Below are 15061 nucleotides of genomic sequence, written 5' to 3'. Positions count from 1 at the left end.
TTGGGGGGCGAACCGCATGCTCACGTTTCTCGTTGGTTTCGCCGACCAGATCTCGGCGTTCAACGTCTTCCGCTACATCACCTTCCGCGTGGGAGGAGCGCTGATCACGTCGGCGCTGATCGTGTTCATGTTCGGTCCGACGATCATCAACTCGCTGCGCATCCGGCAGGGCAAGGGCCAGCCGATCCGCGCCGACGGCCCGCAGACCCATTTCAAGAAGGCCGGCACACCGACCATGGGCGGGTTGATGATCATGAGCGGCATCATCGGCTCGACGCTTTTGTGGGCCAATCTCGCCAGCGTCTATGTCTGGGTGGTGCTCTTCGTGACGATCTCGTTCGGCGCGATCGGCTTCTACGACGACTACATGAAGGTGACGAAGCAGTCGCATCTCGGCGTCTCCGGCCGGGTGCGCCTCGCGATCGAGTTCACCGTCGCCGGCATCGCCGCCTATGTGATCATGCGGGCGGGCACCGCGCCGTTCTCCTCGTCGCTGACCTTTCCCTTCGTGAAGGACTTCATCGTCAATCTCGGCTGGTTCTTCATTCCCTTCGGCGCCGTCGTCATGGTCGGCGCGGGCAATGCCGTGAACCTGACCGACGGCCTCGATGGGCTTGCCATCGTGCCGGTGATGATTGCGGCCGCCTCGTTCGGTGTCATCGCCTATCTCGCCGGCAACGCGGTCTTCGCCGACTACCTGCAGATCCATTTCACGCCGGGCACGGGCGAACTCGCCGTGGTGCTCGGAGCGGTGATTGGCGCGGGCCTCGGCTTCCTCTGGTTCAACGCTCCGCCTGCGGCGATCTTCATGGGCGACACGGGTTCGCTCGCTCTCGGCGGCCTGATCGGCTCGATCGCCGTGGCCACCAAGCACGAGATCGTGCTCGCCATCATCGGCGGCCTGTTCGTCATGGAGGCGATGTCGGTGATCATCCAGGTCGGGTATTTCAAGATGACCGGCCGGCGCGTCTTCCTGATGGCACCGATCCATCACCATTTCGAGAAGCTCGGCTGGACCGAGAGCCAGATCGTGATCCGCTTCTGGATCATCGCCGTCATCCTGGCCCTCATCGGCCTCTCGACCCTGAAGCTGCGCTGATGATCCCGGCCACCTCCCTCTCCGGCAAGAAGGTCGCGCTGTTCGGGCTCGGCGGCTCGGGCATCGCCACCGCGCGCGCGCTGATCGACGGCGGGGCGGACGTCACTGCGTGGGACGACAATCCCGAAAGCGTGACCAAGGCCGGTGCCCAAGGCATTTCGACGGTCGATCTCAGGCAGGTGGACTGGTCCGGCTTCGCCTCCTTCGTCCTGTCGCCCGGCGTGCCGCTGACCCATCCGAAGCCGCACTGGACGGTGGACCTGGCGCGCGGTGCCGGCGTGGAAGTCATCGGCGACATCGAGCTCTTCGCCCGAGAGCGCCGCCGCGCCTCGCCCGACGCGCCGTTCATCGCCATCACCGGCACCAACGGCAAGTCCACGACCACGGCGCTGACCGCGCACATGCTCTCCTCGGCCGGGCGCGACACGCAGATGGGCGGAAATATCGGCCGCGCCGTGATGACGCTCGATCCGCCGACGCCCGACCGGCACTACGTGGTCGAGTGCTCGTCCTACCAGATCGACCTCGCGCCGTCGGTCAACCCGACCGCGGGCCTGCTGCTCAACCTGACGCCGGACCATCTCGACCGGCACGGCACGATGCAGCACTACGCTGCGATCAAGGAACGGCTGGTGGCGGGCAGCGAGACAGCGATCATCGGCGTCGACGACATCTACTGCGCCCAGGTCGCCGACCGGCTCGAGCGGGCGGGCCACGACGTGATCCGCATCTCCAAGCGGCTCGCCGTTACCGACGGCTACTTCGCCGACGGCTTCGCGCTGCTGAGGGCACAGGGCGGCCGGATCACCCAGATCGCGACGCTTGAGGACATCGGCTCGCTGCGTGGCCAGCACAATGCGCAGAACGCGCTCGCCGCGGTCGCGGCCTGTCTCAGGGTCGGGCTCGACCTGAAGGACATCCAGCACGGGCTCGACAGCTTTCCCGGCCTCGCGCATCGCATGGAGCAGATCGGCCGCAAGGGCAACGTGCTCTTCGTCAACGATTCCAAGGCGACCAATGCCGATGCGGCGGCTCCCGCGCTGTCGAGCTTCCCGCGCATCTACTGGATCGCCGGCGGCCTGCCCAAGGAGGGCGGCATCGAGCCTTTGCGCTCCTTCTTCCCGCGCATTGCGCGTGCCTATCTGATCGGCGAGGCGGCGCCCGCCTTCTCCGCCACGCTGGGCGAAGCAGTGCCCTACGAGATCTCAGGCACGCTCGCGGCGGCCGTGGAGCACGCCGCGGCGGACGCCGCGAAGGACGAGGCCGGCGACGTGGTGGTGCTTCTCTCACCCGCCTGCGCGAGCTTCGACCAGTTCAAGAATTTCGAGGTCAGGGGCGATGCGTTCCGCGCCGCCGTGCTGGCGCTCGACGGCATAGAGCCCATCGGAGGGACACGCTGATGACCAGCCGCACCGATCGCGGATTAGTTTCCAACTGGTGGTGGACGATCGACCGCTGGTTCCTGTCGGCCTTCCTGGCCCTGATGGTGCTGGGCATCGTGCTCTCCTTCGCGGCGAGCCCGGCGGTTGCCGAGCGCATCGGGCTCGAGGAATACCACTTCGTCACCCGCCAGATCGTCTTCATGCTGCCGGCACTGGCGGTGATGCTCGGGGTATCCTTCCTAGAGCCGCGCCAAATCAGGCGGCTCGCAATCCTGCTGCTGGTCGCCTCGATCGTGCTGATGGTGCTGGCGCTGTTCATCGGCGTCGAGATCAAGGGCTCGCGCCGCTGGGTGTCGCTCGCCGGCATCTCGCTGCAGCCGTCTGAGTTCCTGAAGCCGGCCTTCGTCGTCATCTGCGCCTGGCTGTTCGCCGAACACGCGCGCCAGCCGGATATCCCCGGCAACCTGTTCGCCATGATCCTGCTCGGCGTCGTGGTGACGCTGCTGGTCGCCCAGCCGGACCTCGGCCAGACTATGCTCATCGTCGGCACCTGGGGTGTGATGTTCTTCATGGCAGGCATGGCCTGGATCTGGATCATCGTGCTCGGCGCGCTCGGCGCGGGTGGCGCATTCTTGGCCTACACCGTCTTCCCGCACGTCGCCGGCCGTATCGACCGCTTCCTGACGGGCGAGGGCGACACGTTCCAGACCGACATGGCGCGCGACGCGATGATCAGCGGCGGCTGGTTCGGCCGCGGGCCAGGCGAGGGCGTGTCGAAGCGCATCCTGCCCGACAGCCACACCGACTTCATCTTCTCGGTCGCGGCGGAGGAGTTCGGCCTGGTGCTGTGCTTCCTGCTGGTCGCGCTCTTTGCCTTCATCGTGCTCCGGGGCCTCAAGATCGCGCTGCGCGAATATGACGACTTCACCCGCTTCGCGGTCGCCGGCCTCGTCATCCAGTTCGGCCTTCAGTCGATCATCAACATGAGCGTCAACCTGCACCTGATGCCGGCCAAGGGCATGACGCTGCCGTTCATCTCCTATGGCGGCTCCTCGCTGGTGGCGATGGCGCTCTCGATGGGCATGGTGCTGGCGCTGACCCGCAAGCGGCCCGAGACGCGGCGCTCCAGCTTCGGCGCCTTCGACAGCCGCATGATGCCGGCCGAGTAGCCGATGTCGAAGGGTGTTATCCTGCTTGCCGCCGGCGTGACACCGGCGGACATCTTTTCCCGGCCGAGGCGCTGGCGCACGAGCTGACGGCGCGCGGCTGGGAGGTGCATCTGGCGACCGACGACCGGGCCGAGCGCTATGCCGGAACGTTCCCTGCCAGCGCGATCCATCCGATCCGCTCGGCAACGTTCGGCTCGAAAAACCCGGTCGCGCTGGCGCGCACCTTCTGGCGCATCTGGCAGGGCGTGCGGCAGGCCTCGGCCGTGATCGCGCAGATCAAACCGAAGGCGGTCGTCGGCTTCGGCGGCTATCCGACCCTGCCGCCGCTTTACGCCGCGACGCGCCGAAACGTGCCGACGCTGATCCACGAACAGAACGCGGTGATGGGCCGGGCCAACAAGGCGCTGGCGCGGCGCGTCACGGCCATCGCCGGTGGTTTTCTGACGCCCTCCGGCCCCCAGGAAGCCAAGATCGTCGTCACGGGCAACCCGGTGCGGCCAGCGATCATCAAGGCGGCCAAGGTCGATTACAAGACTTGGGGTGAGATCGGTGAGTTTAACCTACTTGTCTTCGGTGGCAGCCAAGGCGCCCAGTTCTTCTCGGAAGCCATTCCCGCAGCAATTGCTGAACTGCACGAAATGCTGCGCAAACGACTGCGTGTTGTTCAGCAGGCACGCAAGGAAGATGAAGCCGCAGTGCGCGCTGCCTACGAGAAGCTTGGCGTTCCGGCTGAGATAGCGCCGTTCTTCACCGACATGGCCGAGCGTATGGCGAAGGCGCAACTTGTTATCTCGCGTTCCGGCGCCTCCACGGTGGCCGAGATTTCAGCCATTGGGCGCCCTGCTATACTGGTGCCATATCCTTACGCGTTGGACCACGATCAGGCCGCAAACGCTGCGGCGCTGGCAGAGGCCGGCGGAGCGAAAGTGCTATACCAATCGGCGGCCACACCCGAAGTTATCGCCGGCGTTCTCGCTGACTGCATGAACGATGAGAAGGCTTGCGAGGACATGGCGGCTTACGCAAAGTCTGCCGGCAAGCCGCAGGCCACGATGTTGCTCGCGGACCTCACAGAGGCTATTGCCTCCGGCAAGACCATCCAGGCGATCAAGGGAGGTGTCGGCGCATGAAGATGCCGCAGACCATCGGCCTCGTGCATTTCATCGGCATCGGCGGCATCGGCATGAGCGGCATCGCCGAGGTGCTGCACAATCTCGGCTACCAGGTGCAGGGCTCCGACCAGGCCGACAGCGCCAACGTCCAGCGCCTGCGCGACAAGGGCATCCCGTGCTTCGTCGGCCACAAGGCCGAGAACCTCGGCAAGGCCGAGGTGGTTGTCGTCTCGACCGCGATCAAGAAATCCAATCCGGAGCTCGCGGCGGCGCGCGAAAAGCTGCTGCCGATCGTGCGCCGCGCAGAGATGCTGGCCGAGCTGATGCGCTTCCGCCAGGCGATTGCCATCGGCGGCACGCATGGCAAGACCACGACCACCTCGATGGTCGCGACCCTGCTGGAAGCCGGCGGGCTCGACCCGACGGTCGTCAACGGCGGCATCATCAACGCCTACGGCACCAATGCGCGCATGGGCGAGGGCGACTGGATGGTGGTGGAGGCCGACGAGAGCGACGGCACCTTCCTCAAGCTGCCGGCCGACATCGCGGTCGTGACCAACATCGACCCCGAGCACCTCGACCACTACGGCACCTTCGACAAGGTCAAGGAGGCATTCCGCCTCTTCGTCGAGAACGTGCCGTTCTACGGCTTCGGCGTCATGTGCATCGACCATCCCGAGGTGCAGTCGCTGGTCTCGCGCATCGAGGACCGCCGCGTCGTCACCTATGGCGAAAACCCGCAGGCCGACGTGCGATTTCGCAACCATCGCATGGACGGCGCCGCGTCGCTGTTCGACGTCACCATCCGCAACCGCAAGACCGGCGAGATCGTCGCGATCGACGGTCTGCGCCTGCCGATGCCCGGCCGGCACAACGTCTCGAACGCGACCGCGGCGATCGCGGTGGCGCATGAGCTCGGCATCGCCGACCGCGCGATCCGTGCTGGCATCGCCTCCTTCGGCGGCGTCAAGCGGCGCTTCACCCATACGGGCTCGTGGCATGGCGTCGAGGTGTTCGACGACTACGGTCACCACCCGGTCGAGATCCGCGCAGTGCTCAAGGCCGCGCGCGAATCGACCAAGGGCCGCGTCATCGCGATCGCGCAGCCGCACCGCTATACCCGCCTGCGCGATCTGTTCGACGAATTCGCCTCCTGCTTCAACGATGCCGACACGGTGCTGCTCGCGCCGGTTTATCCGGCAGGCGAGGATCCGATCGAAGGCGTAAGCTCCGATGCGCTGACCGCGCGCATCCGTTCCGGCGGCCACCGCGACGCGCGCTATATCGATGGTGCCGCTGCCGTCGCGCCGATCGTGCGCGAACTGGCGAAGCCGGGCGACTTCGTCGTCTTCCTCGGCGCGGGCAACATCACCCAGTGGGCCTATGCGCTGCCGAAGGAACTGGCGGCTGGCGGCGACGGAGGGCCTGCATGAGTGGTACCCGACCTCCTGAAGCGTCTCGAAGGGCGGCTGGAGGGCCTGCGCGGCCGGATCACCCCGGACGCGGAGATGGACAATATCACCTGGTTCCGCGCCGGCGGGCTGGCGGAAGCTCTGTTCCAGCCGGCGGACGAGGACGACCTCGCCGCCTTCCTCAAGGCGGTGCCGGAGGATGTGCCGGTGATGGTGGTCGGCATTGGCTCGAACCTGCTGGTGCGCGACGGCGGCATTCCCGGATTCGTCGTGCGGCTGTCGGCGAAGGGCTTCGGCGAGGCCGAGGTGATCTCGCCGACACGCATCCGCGCTGGTGCTGCCTGTCCCGACAAGCGCGTCGCCGCACTGGCCCTTGAGGCCGGCATCGGCGGCTTCCACTTCTACCACGGCATTCCCGGCGCGATCGGCGGGGCGCTGCGCATGAATGCGGGCGCCAACGGCGTCGAGACGCGCGAGCGCGTCGTCGAGGTAAGGGCACTCGACCGCAAGGGCGAACTGCACGTGCTCTCCAACGAGCAGATGGGCTATTCCTACCGCCACTCTTCCGCGCCGAAGGACCTGATTTTCACTTCGGCGATCTTCGAGGGCGTTCCCGAGGATCGCGATGCGATCAAAGCGGCGATGGACGCCGTGCAGCATCATCGCGAGACGGTGCAGCCGATCCGCGAGAAGACCGGCGGCTCGACCTTCAAGAACCCGCCGGGCACGTCGGCCTGGAAGGAGATCGACAAGGCCGGCTGCCGCGGCCTGATGATCGGTGGCGCGCAGATGTCGCCGATGCACTGCAACTTCATGATCAACACCGGCACGGCGACCGGCTACGACCTCGAATTCCTCGGCGAGACTGTGCGGGCCAAGGTGCTGGAGACCTCCGGCATCCGGCTCGAATGGGAAATCAAGCGGCTCGGAAACTTCAAGCAAGGCAAGGAAGTGGACGAGTTTCTGGGACAGTTGCTCTAAGGGGCCATGACCGGTCGCAACACGTTCCGGATTGTACTCTCGGCGGCCGAGGCCATCGTTCTCGACGGCTGGCTGCGCAGGGAAGTGATCGCCCGTCGCTGCGCCAACCTCTCCTCCGCATGCGCGCACGCCGCCGAACCGGTCGCGCTCCATGCCCTTGCTGCCTCGCTGCAAGCCACGCCGGGCACGGCAGGCGGCAGGTCGATGCTCCGCGCGGCGCGCGAAATGCTTGCTCCGGAAGAGACCGAGATCATCGTCGATCTGCTGGGACATGAAGACGATCCTCCGTTGCCCGATGCTTGTCCGCCTGAACGCGACGAGCGCTTCGACCTCGCGAGGCCCGAGACGCTCGTCCTGTTCGAGTTCCTGTGCCGCGAGGTGGACGAGCAGAAAGGGCGCAACCTCTCGCACGCCTTAGTAGTGGTGGGCGAGTTTTGGGCCCTCAACTCTCTTCAAAACGTGCTTGAGCCCGGCGACTTCTACTCGGCGTCGCGCGATTACCAGCTCCAGCTCGACGACGCCCGCTCACTTATCCTGAAACGGAATTCTCCGTGATTTCCGCGACTTGGCGGGCGTGGCTCGTCAGCCCGACGCAAGCTTCGCGACCTTCTCCGCAATCTTGGCTTGCCAGCGAATCCCAGTTCTGATTCCTTGGGTTAAAGCGTTTCCTGATTTGAGTCGTTCGACGCGTAACCGCGTTTTCCGTCTGGCGGGGGAATCCACCGGAAGACTCGGACTCTGAATCCTTGGGACGTCATCGCCAACCCGACCGGAGAGGGACACCGGGGCATGACAGGTAAGCACGTAGCTGTTCTGATGGGCGGATTTTCGTCCGAGCGGCCCGTGTCGTTGTCGTCCGGCAATGCCTGTTCGGATACGCTGGAAAAGGTCGGCTATCGCGTAACGCGGGTGGATGTCGGACGCGATGTCGCGCGCGTCCTTGCTGATCTGGCGCCCGATGCCGCCTTCAATGCGCTGCATGGTCCTTTCGGCGAGGACGGCACCATTCAGGGCATCCTCGAATATCTCCAGATTCCCTACACCCATTCCGGCGTGATGGCGTCCGCGCTTGCGATGAACAAGGAGCAGGCGAAGCGGATCGCGAAGTCGGTCGGCATTCCGGTTGCCGAGTCCAAGGTGCTCGACCGGCATGCCATTGGGTCGAAGCATCCGATGAAGCCGCCCTATGTCGTGAAGCCTGTCAGCGAAGGCTCGAGTTTCGGCGTTGTGATCGTCCAGGAGGATCAGTCGCATCCGCCGCAGGTCGTGGGGTCGAGCGAGTGGCGTTACGGTGATGTGGTCATGGTCGAACGCTATATCCATGGCCGGGAGTTGACCTGTGCCGTCATGGGCGATGTGGCGCTCGGTGTCTGCGAGATCGTTCCGGTCGGCCATTCCTTCTACGACTACGATTCGAAATACGTGAAGGGCGGGTCGAAACACGAAATCCCTGCAAAAATTTCACCGAATATTTACCAAAAAATACAGACACTGGCGCTCAAGGCTCATCAAGCAATCGGCTGCCGGGGCGTCTCTCGTTCCGACTTCCGCTACGACGACCGCTATTCGGAGAATGGTGAGCTCGTCTGGCTCGAAGTGAACACCCAGCCGGGTATGACGCCGACATCGCTTGTGCCCGAGATCGCCCAGCATGCTGGTCATGACTTCGGCGAGCTTCTGAGTTGGATGGTGGAGGACGCTTCGTGTTTGCGTTGAAGTCGTCACAGGGTGCGCGGCAGGTTGCGGATCGCTCCGCGGCATCCCGCGCGGCTGCGGCGTGGGATGGCATCGTGCTGCCGCGCTGGCTGCGCAAGCCTGCGCGCGTTCTCGGTCGCCTCGTCTCCGGCGATATGACGGCGCCCCGCTATGCGGCGACGATCATGACGGCTGTCTTCATGTCGGCGACCGGCGTCTACGGGGCGATCATCGGCGGCCACGCGCCGGCCGTAATCCAGGCCGTCACCGCCCGTAGCGGCTTCGCGATTGAAGATGTTCGCATGGCCGGCAACAAGGAGACGTCGGAAATCGACGTTCTGCAGGAGCTCGGCCTCGACGGCTGGACCTCGCTGGTCGGCTTCGATGCCGATGCGGCGCGCGAGCGCATCGCGAACATGCCCTGGGTGTCGGACGCGTCCGTGCGCAAGATCTACCCGAACGTGCTCGAGGTCGAGCTTGCGGAGAAGAAGCCGCTGGCGATCTGGCAGCACGGCCAGCAGTTGTCGCTGATCGACGATGCCGGCCACATCATCGTGCCGTTCAACCATCCGCGCTACGCCACGCTGCCGGTGTTCATCGGCGCTGGCGCCAACGAGCGCGCCGCCGAGTTCATGTCCCGCATCGCGCGGACGCCGGAGCTCTCCGTCCGTGTGAAGGCCTTCATCCGCGTCGCCGACCGGCGCTGGGATCTACGGCTGGAGAATGGCGTAACCATCCGCCTGCCAGAGTATGGCGAGGATGCGGCGATCGCCGAGGTCGCCCGTCTCGACCGCGAGCAGGGCATCCTGTCGCGCGATGTTGCCGCCGTCGACATGCGGCTGGAGGACAGGGTGGTCGTAAGGCTCACCCCGGAGGCCGCGACGCGCCGCGAGGCTGCACTGAGCGAACAGGCCAAGAAATCCAAGTCGGGGAAGAAGATATGAGCTGGCTCGTCCCCAACAAATCCAGCGGCGCGCCCAAGTCGGGCGTCATCACCGTTCTCGATATCGGGTCGAGCAAGGTCTGCTGCATCATCGCGCGCCTCAAGCCGCGCGAGGAGAGCGCGCGCCTGCCGGGGCGGACGCACAAGATGCAGGTCATCGGCATCGGCCACCAGAAGTCGCAGGGCGTCAAGGCCGGCATGATCGTCGACCTCGACAAGGCCGAGCAGGCGATCCGCCTGGCGGTCGACGCCGCCGAGCGGATGGCGGGTCTGACGGTCGAATCGCTCATCATCAACCTGTCGTCCGGCCGGCTGAAGAGCGAATCCTTCCAGGCCTCGATCAATCTCGGCGGCCACGAGGTCGACGCCAACGACATCAAGCAGGTCCTGGCTGCGGGCTCGCGTCAGGCGCTCAGGGCCGAGCGCGAAGTGGTTCATTCGCTCGCCGTCGGCTTCTCGCTCGACGGCGAGCGCGGCGTGCGCGATCCGCGCGGCATGGTGGGCGAAACGCTGGGCGTCGACATGCATGTGCTGACGGGCGACGCCGCGCCGCAGCGCAATCTGGAGCTCTGCGTCAACCGCGCCCACCTGTCGGTCGAGCGCATGGTTGCGACGCCCTATGCCAGTGCGCTCGCGGCTCTCGTCGACGACGAGGCCGAGATGGGTGCCGCCTGCATCGACATGGGCGGCGGCACGACGACGATCTCGGTATTCTCGGAAGGCAAGTTCGTCTTCGCGGATGCGATTCCGATCGGTGGTGGCCACGTCACCCACGATCTCGCGCGCGGCCTGTCGGCTCGGCTTGAGGATGCCGAGCGGTTGAAGGTGATGCACGGTTCAGCGTTGCAGACCGGTGCGGACGACCGCGACATTGTCACGGTGCCGCCGATGGGCGGCGACGACACCGACGTGCCGCTGCAGATCCCGCGCGCCGTCATGACGCGCATCGTGCGCGCCCGCATCGACGAGACGCTCGAACTCGTGCGCGACCGGCTCAACAAGTCCGGCTTCGGCAACACCGTAGGCAAGCGCGTGGTGTTGACGGGCGGCGCCAGCCAGCTCTCCGGCCTGCCGGATGCAGCGCGGCGCATTCTCGGACGCAATGTGCGCATCGGCCGGCCGCTGGGAATCCAGGGCCTGCCGGAAGCGGCGAAAGGGCCTGCCTTCTCGGCGGTGGTCGGCCTGATGATCTATCCGCAGGTCGCAAGCTTCGAAACGAGGCGGGTCGGCGGATTGCGTATGAAGAGCACGGCACCGGGGGACGGCTCCATCGTGTCGGCCAGTGGATCAGGGACAGTTTCTAGTTTGGGTGGGGCTGCGGCCCGAAGAACAGCAGCCGCGCGGCGAGGCGGCAGGAAAGGCAAAGGACGAGGACAATGACGATCAATCTCAAGAAGCCGGACATCACAGAGCTGAAGCCCCGGATCACCGTGTTCGGCGTCGGCGGGGGCGGCGGCAATGCCGTCAACAACATGATCACCGCCGGCCTGCGCGGCGTCGAGTTCGTCGTGGCCAACACGGATGCCCAGGCACTAGCCACGTCCAAGGCCGAACGCATCATCCAGCTCGGCGCCAACGTCACCGAAGGCCTCGGTGCCGGATCGCAGCCTGAGGTCGGCCGCGCCGCCGCGGAAGAATGCCTCGACGAGATCGTCGATCATCTCAACGGCACCCACATGTGCTTCGTCACCGCCGGCATGGGCGGCGGCACTGGCTCGGGCGCTGCTCCCGTCGTGGCGCGTGCGGCGCGCGAAAAGGGCATCCTCACCGTCGGCGTCGTCACCAAGCCCTTCCACTTCGAGGGCCAGCGCCGCATGAAGACCGCGGAATCGGCCATCGAGGAACTGATGAAGAGCGTCGACACGCTCATCGTCATCCCGAACCAGAACCTGTTCCGCATTGCCAACGACAAGACCACCTTCGCCGACGCCTTCGCGATGGCCGACCAGGTGCTCTACTCCGGCGTCGCCTGCATCACCGACCTAATGGTCAAGGAAGGCCTGATCAACCTCGACTTCGCCGACGTCCGTTCGGTGATGCGCGAGATGGGCAAGGCGATGATGGGCACGGGCGAGGCCTCGGGCGAGGGCCGTGCGATGGCCGCCGCGGAGGCCGCGATCGCCAATCCGCTGCTCGACGAGACCTCGATGAAGGGGGCCAAGGGCCTGCTGATCTCGATCACCGGCGGCCGCGACCTCACCCTGTTCGAGGTCGACGAGGCTGCGACCCGCATCCGCGAGGAAGTCGATCCGGACGCCAACATCATCCTCGGCGCCACCTTCGACGAAGAGCTGGAGGGCGTTATCCGCGTGTCGGTGGTTGCCACGGGCATCGACAAGACCGGCATCGAGATGTCGGCCCCGCCGCTGCGCCAGATGCCGAAGCAGGTCGCCAAGCCGCAGCAGCCCGCTGCTGAGGTTCGTCCGGTCGCCGCTCCGCAGCAGCCGGTGGCCCGCGTCGCCGAGGCGCCGCGGATGGAGGAGCGTCCTCTCGACCCGATCGCAGAGGCCATTCGCGCCGCCGAGGTCCACGTCGCGCCGGCCCAGCCCGAGCAGGATTTCCGTCCGAAGAGCACGCTCTTCCAGCAGCCCGTTGCCGAGCAGGTCGTGCGGCAGGTCCAGCAGCCGGTGGCCCAGGCCGCTCCGGTCGCTCAGGCTCCGGTCGCTCCGCGCATGCCGCGGGTCGAGGATTTCCCGCCGGTCGTGCATGCTGCCCTTGAGGCACAGCAGGCTGCGCGCGCCGCCGAACCCGACGAGCGCGGCCCGATGGGGCTCCTCAAGCGCCTGACCTCCAGCCTCGGCCGCAAGGAAGAGGAGCCGGCACGTCTTCAGCCGGCCCAGCCGCGCGAACCGAAGCTGCAACCCGCTCCGGAAGCCCGCCGGCTGCCCAGCCAGGACCCCTCGCTCTACGCACCGCGCCGCGGCCAGCTCGACGAGCACGGCCGTGTCGTCGCCCAGCCGCGGGCGATTCACGAGGACGATCAGCTCGAGATTCCGGCCTTCCTGCGCAGGCAGGCCAACTGACGCTCGGCGCCGTTTGTTACGTGTGATGTGGAGGAGGGGTTTCGACCCCTCCTTTTCACTTGTGAAATGTAAGCTGCGATAAGGGCTTAGACGGGGTTTTTGAGAGTTTGTGCGGTAACAGCGAGTAAGAAAGCGTGATTTGGCGACTCTCTGCGCACAAACTATCTTCCAGGCGAGATTTTGGTTGGATCGGGCCTATTTGGGGATGGTGACCCGGTCTGTGCTGGCAGGACGAAAAGGAAGCTCCGCGAGACGGAGGCATGCCAGCCAAGGCGGGTTGTATGGGGCTTAGTTTGCAGGAATATCAGACGACACTGAAATCGCGCGTGACGCTTTCAGGCATTGGCGTTCACAGCGGCAAGGCGGTTTCGATTCATTTCAGTCCCGCCGACCCCGATACCGGGGTCGTTTTCAGTCGTATCGATCTGGACGGGACGCCGCGCGAGATTCGCGCGCTCGTGTCGGAGATCGGCGCGACGGACCTGAGCACCGTGCTCGGCGACCCGTCGGGCGCCTATGTCGCGACCGTCGAGCATCTGATGGCCGCGCTTCTCGGCCTCGGCATCGACAATGTCGCGATCGAGATCGACGGGCCCGAGGTTCCGATCCTCGACGGCAGCGCGGCGATGTTCGTCGACGCGTTCGACCAGGCCGGCATCGAGGAACAGGATGCGCGCCGCCGCTACATCCGCATCGTCAAGCCGGTGCGAATCGAGAGCGGATCGTCCTGGGCCGAATTCCGCCCCTATAACGGCACCCGGTTCGAGGTCGACATCGAGTTCGACAGTCCGGCGATCGGCCGCCAGGCGTTTGCGACCGACATCGACGCCGCACGCTTCCGCAAGGATATTTCGCGCGCCCGCACCTTCGGCTTCATGCGCGACGTCGAGCGGCTGTGGGCGGCGGGCTATGCGCTCGGCTCTTCGTTGGAGAACTCGGTCGTCATCGGCGACGATCACCGTGTGATCAATGTCGAGGGGCTGCGCTTCGCCGACGAGTTCGCCCGTCATAAGACGCTCGACGCGATGGGCGACCTCGCGCTCGCGGGCGCTCGTTTCATCGGCTGCTTCCGGTCGTGGCGCGGCGGTCACAAGCTCAACGCATCGGCGCTTCGCCGCTTGCTGTCCGATCGCAGCGCCTTCGAGATCGTCGAGACGGTGCGGCAGGGTCGGGGGCGTGTCGGCGAAATGGTCGCCGTGAACGCGCCTGTGTATGCGCCCTGGATGATTTGAGGCGTCGCCTTTTCCGCCACAAAATTGCGCCATTGAATGGGCACAGCGTTGCCCCGTTCGGGCGGTTATGATTTATGAACCGTTCCGGGCCAAAGTCATTTCGCCCATAATTCTCGGGTGCACCGGAGAGGCAAGTCCATGTCGAAGCTGCACAAAGCGAGCGTGATCTCGCGACTGCCGATGTTGGTTCTTCCGGTTCTCCTTGCGCCCGTCGCTTTGTCGGGGTGCATGGGCTTTGGCGGCGAAAAGGACCTCGACCTCTCGACCTATGTCGAGGAAACCGATCCGGCGGACAAGCTCTACAATGAAGGCCTCGCCAACATGAATGCGGGCCGCATGGGCGAGGCGATCAAGAAGTTCGAGGCCGTTGATCGCCAGCACCCCTATTCCGAGTTCGCCCGCAAGTCGCTCGTTATGGGCGCTTTCGCCAACTACCGGCAGGGCAATTACGACGAGGCGATCTCCGGCGCCAAGCGCTACATCAGCCTCTACCCGACTTCGCCGGACGCCGCCTATGCGCAGTACATCATCGGCCTGTCGTGGTATCGCCAGATCCGCGATGTGACGCAGGACCAGAAGGAAGCGCGCCGCACGGTGGAGGCGATGGACGAGCTGGTCCAGCGCTGGCCCGATTCGGAATATGTCGAGGACGCCAAGGCGAAGATGCGCTTTGCGCGCGACCAGCTGGCCGGCAAGGAGATGCAGGTCGGTCGCTACTATCTCGAGCGGCGCGAATATATCGCGGCGATGAAGCGGTTCCGCGTCGTGGTGGAAACCTATTCCAGCACCCGCCACGTCGAGGAAGCGCTGGCGCGCCTGGTGGAAGGTTACTACGCGATGGGCCTCACCTCCGAAGCACAGACCGCCGCCGCCGTGCTCGGCCACAACTATCCGGACAGCCAGTGGTACAAGGACTCCTACGCCCTGCTGCAGAAGGGCGGGCTGGAGCCGCGCGAGAATACCGGCTCATGGATCTCGAAGGCCGGCCGGGCCATCATCGGCACCTGATCCGC

The 15061-nt window shown here is 65.6% G+C and carries 11 protein-coding genes and 2 pseudogenes; all 13 read left to right on the top strand.

What is annotated here, in order from left to right:
* Window positions 1-16 precede the first annotated feature (16 nt).
* Window positions 17-1099, top strand: coding sequence for a phospho-N-acetylmuramoyl-pentapeptide-transferase (gene mraY, locus LRS09_RS00525; RefSeq protein WP_257803609.1), 1083 nt, complete (start codon window positions 17-19; stop codon window positions 1097-1099).
* The gene (murD, locus tag LRS09_RS00520) at window positions 1099-2499 is read left to right on the top strand and encodes a UDP-N-acetylmuramoyl-L-alanine--D-glutamate ligase (RefSeq protein WP_257803608.1); all 1401 of its coding nucleotides are present in this window, start codon (window positions 1099-1101) and stop codon (window positions 2497-2499) included. Before mraY ends, murD begins: the two co-directional genes overlap by 1 nt.
* Complete coding sequence (gene ftsW / locus LRS09_RS00515; RefSeq protein ID WP_257803605.1) at window positions 2499-3650, top strand: putative lipid II flippase FtsW; 1152 nt, start codon at window positions 2499-2501, stop codon at window positions 3648-3650. Before murD ends, ftsW begins: the two co-directional genes overlap by 1 nt.
* A 3-nt stretch (window positions 3651-3653) precedes the next feature.
* Window positions 3654-4780 (top strand): annotated as a pseudogene (gene murG / locus LRS09_RS00510) (undecaprenyldiphospho-muramoylpentapeptide beta-N-acetylglucosaminyltransferase).
* Window positions 4777-6195, top strand: coding sequence for a UDP-N-acetylmuramate--L-alanine ligase (gene murC / locus LRS09_RS00505; RefSeq protein WP_257803604.1), 1419 nt, complete (start codon window positions 4777-4779; stop codon window positions 6193-6195). The pseudogene murG and the gene murC overlap by 4 nt, the downstream one beginning before the upstream one ends.
* Window positions 6196-7155, top strand: a complete 960-nt coding sequence (murB, locus tag LRS09_RS00500) for a UDP-N-acetylmuramate dehydrogenase (protein WP_257803603.1) — start codon at window positions 6196-6198, stop codon at window positions 7153-7155.
* 6 nt (window positions 7156-7161) lie between these two features.
* A complete protein-coding gene (locus LRS09_RS00495) occupies window positions 7162-7710 on the top strand; it encodes a hypothetical protein (protein ID WP_257803602.1) in 549 nt (182 codons plus the stop codon).
* A 234-nt stretch (window positions 7711-7944) separates the two neighbouring features.
* Window positions 7945-8871, top strand: coding sequence for a D-alanine--D-alanine ligase (locus LRS09_RS00490; RefSeq protein WP_257803601.1), 927 nt, complete (start codon window positions 7945-7947; stop codon window positions 8869-8871).
* Window positions 8859-9794, top strand: a complete 936-nt coding sequence (locus LRS09_RS00485) for a cell division protein FtsQ/DivIB (RefSeq protein WP_257803600.1) — start codon at window positions 8859-8861, stop codon at window positions 9792-9794. Before LRS09_RS00490 ends, LRS09_RS00485 begins: the two co-directional genes overlap by 13 nt.
* Window positions 9791-11097 (top strand): annotated as a pseudogene (gene ftsA, locus LRS09_RS00480) (cell division protein FtsA). Before LRS09_RS00485 ends, ftsA begins: the two are co-directional and overlap by 4 nt.
* Window positions 11098-11169: 72 nt before the next feature.
* Entirely contained in the window at window positions 11170-12816 is a 1647-nt protein-coding gene (gene ftsZ, locus LRS09_RS00475; protein ID WP_257803599.1) for a cell division protein FtsZ, read from the top strand.
* A 281-nt stretch (window positions 12817-13097) separates the two neighbouring features.
* Window positions 13098-14048 (top strand): UDP-3-O-acyl-N-acetylglucosamine deacetylase, encoded by a 951-nt coding sequence (gene lpxC, locus LRS09_RS00470; protein ID WP_257803597.1) that lies wholly within the window; start codon window positions 13098-13100, stop codon window positions 14046-14048.
* Window positions 14049-14228: 180 nt separating this feature from the next.
* A complete protein-coding gene (locus LRS09_RS00465) occupies window positions 14229-15056 on the top strand; it encodes an outer membrane protein assembly factor BamD (protein WP_374684891.1) in 828 nt (275 codons plus the stop codon).
* Window positions 15057-15061 lie beyond the last annotated feature (5 nt).

The organism is Mesorhizobium sp. J428 (assembly GCF_024699925.1).
Taxonomy (GTDB): Bacteria; Pseudomonadota; Alphaproteobacteria; order Rhizobiales; family Rhizobiaceae; genus Mesorhizobium_A.
Note: the sequence above shows the minus strand (reverse complement) of the source record. Positions and strands in the feature narration are given on the sequence as shown.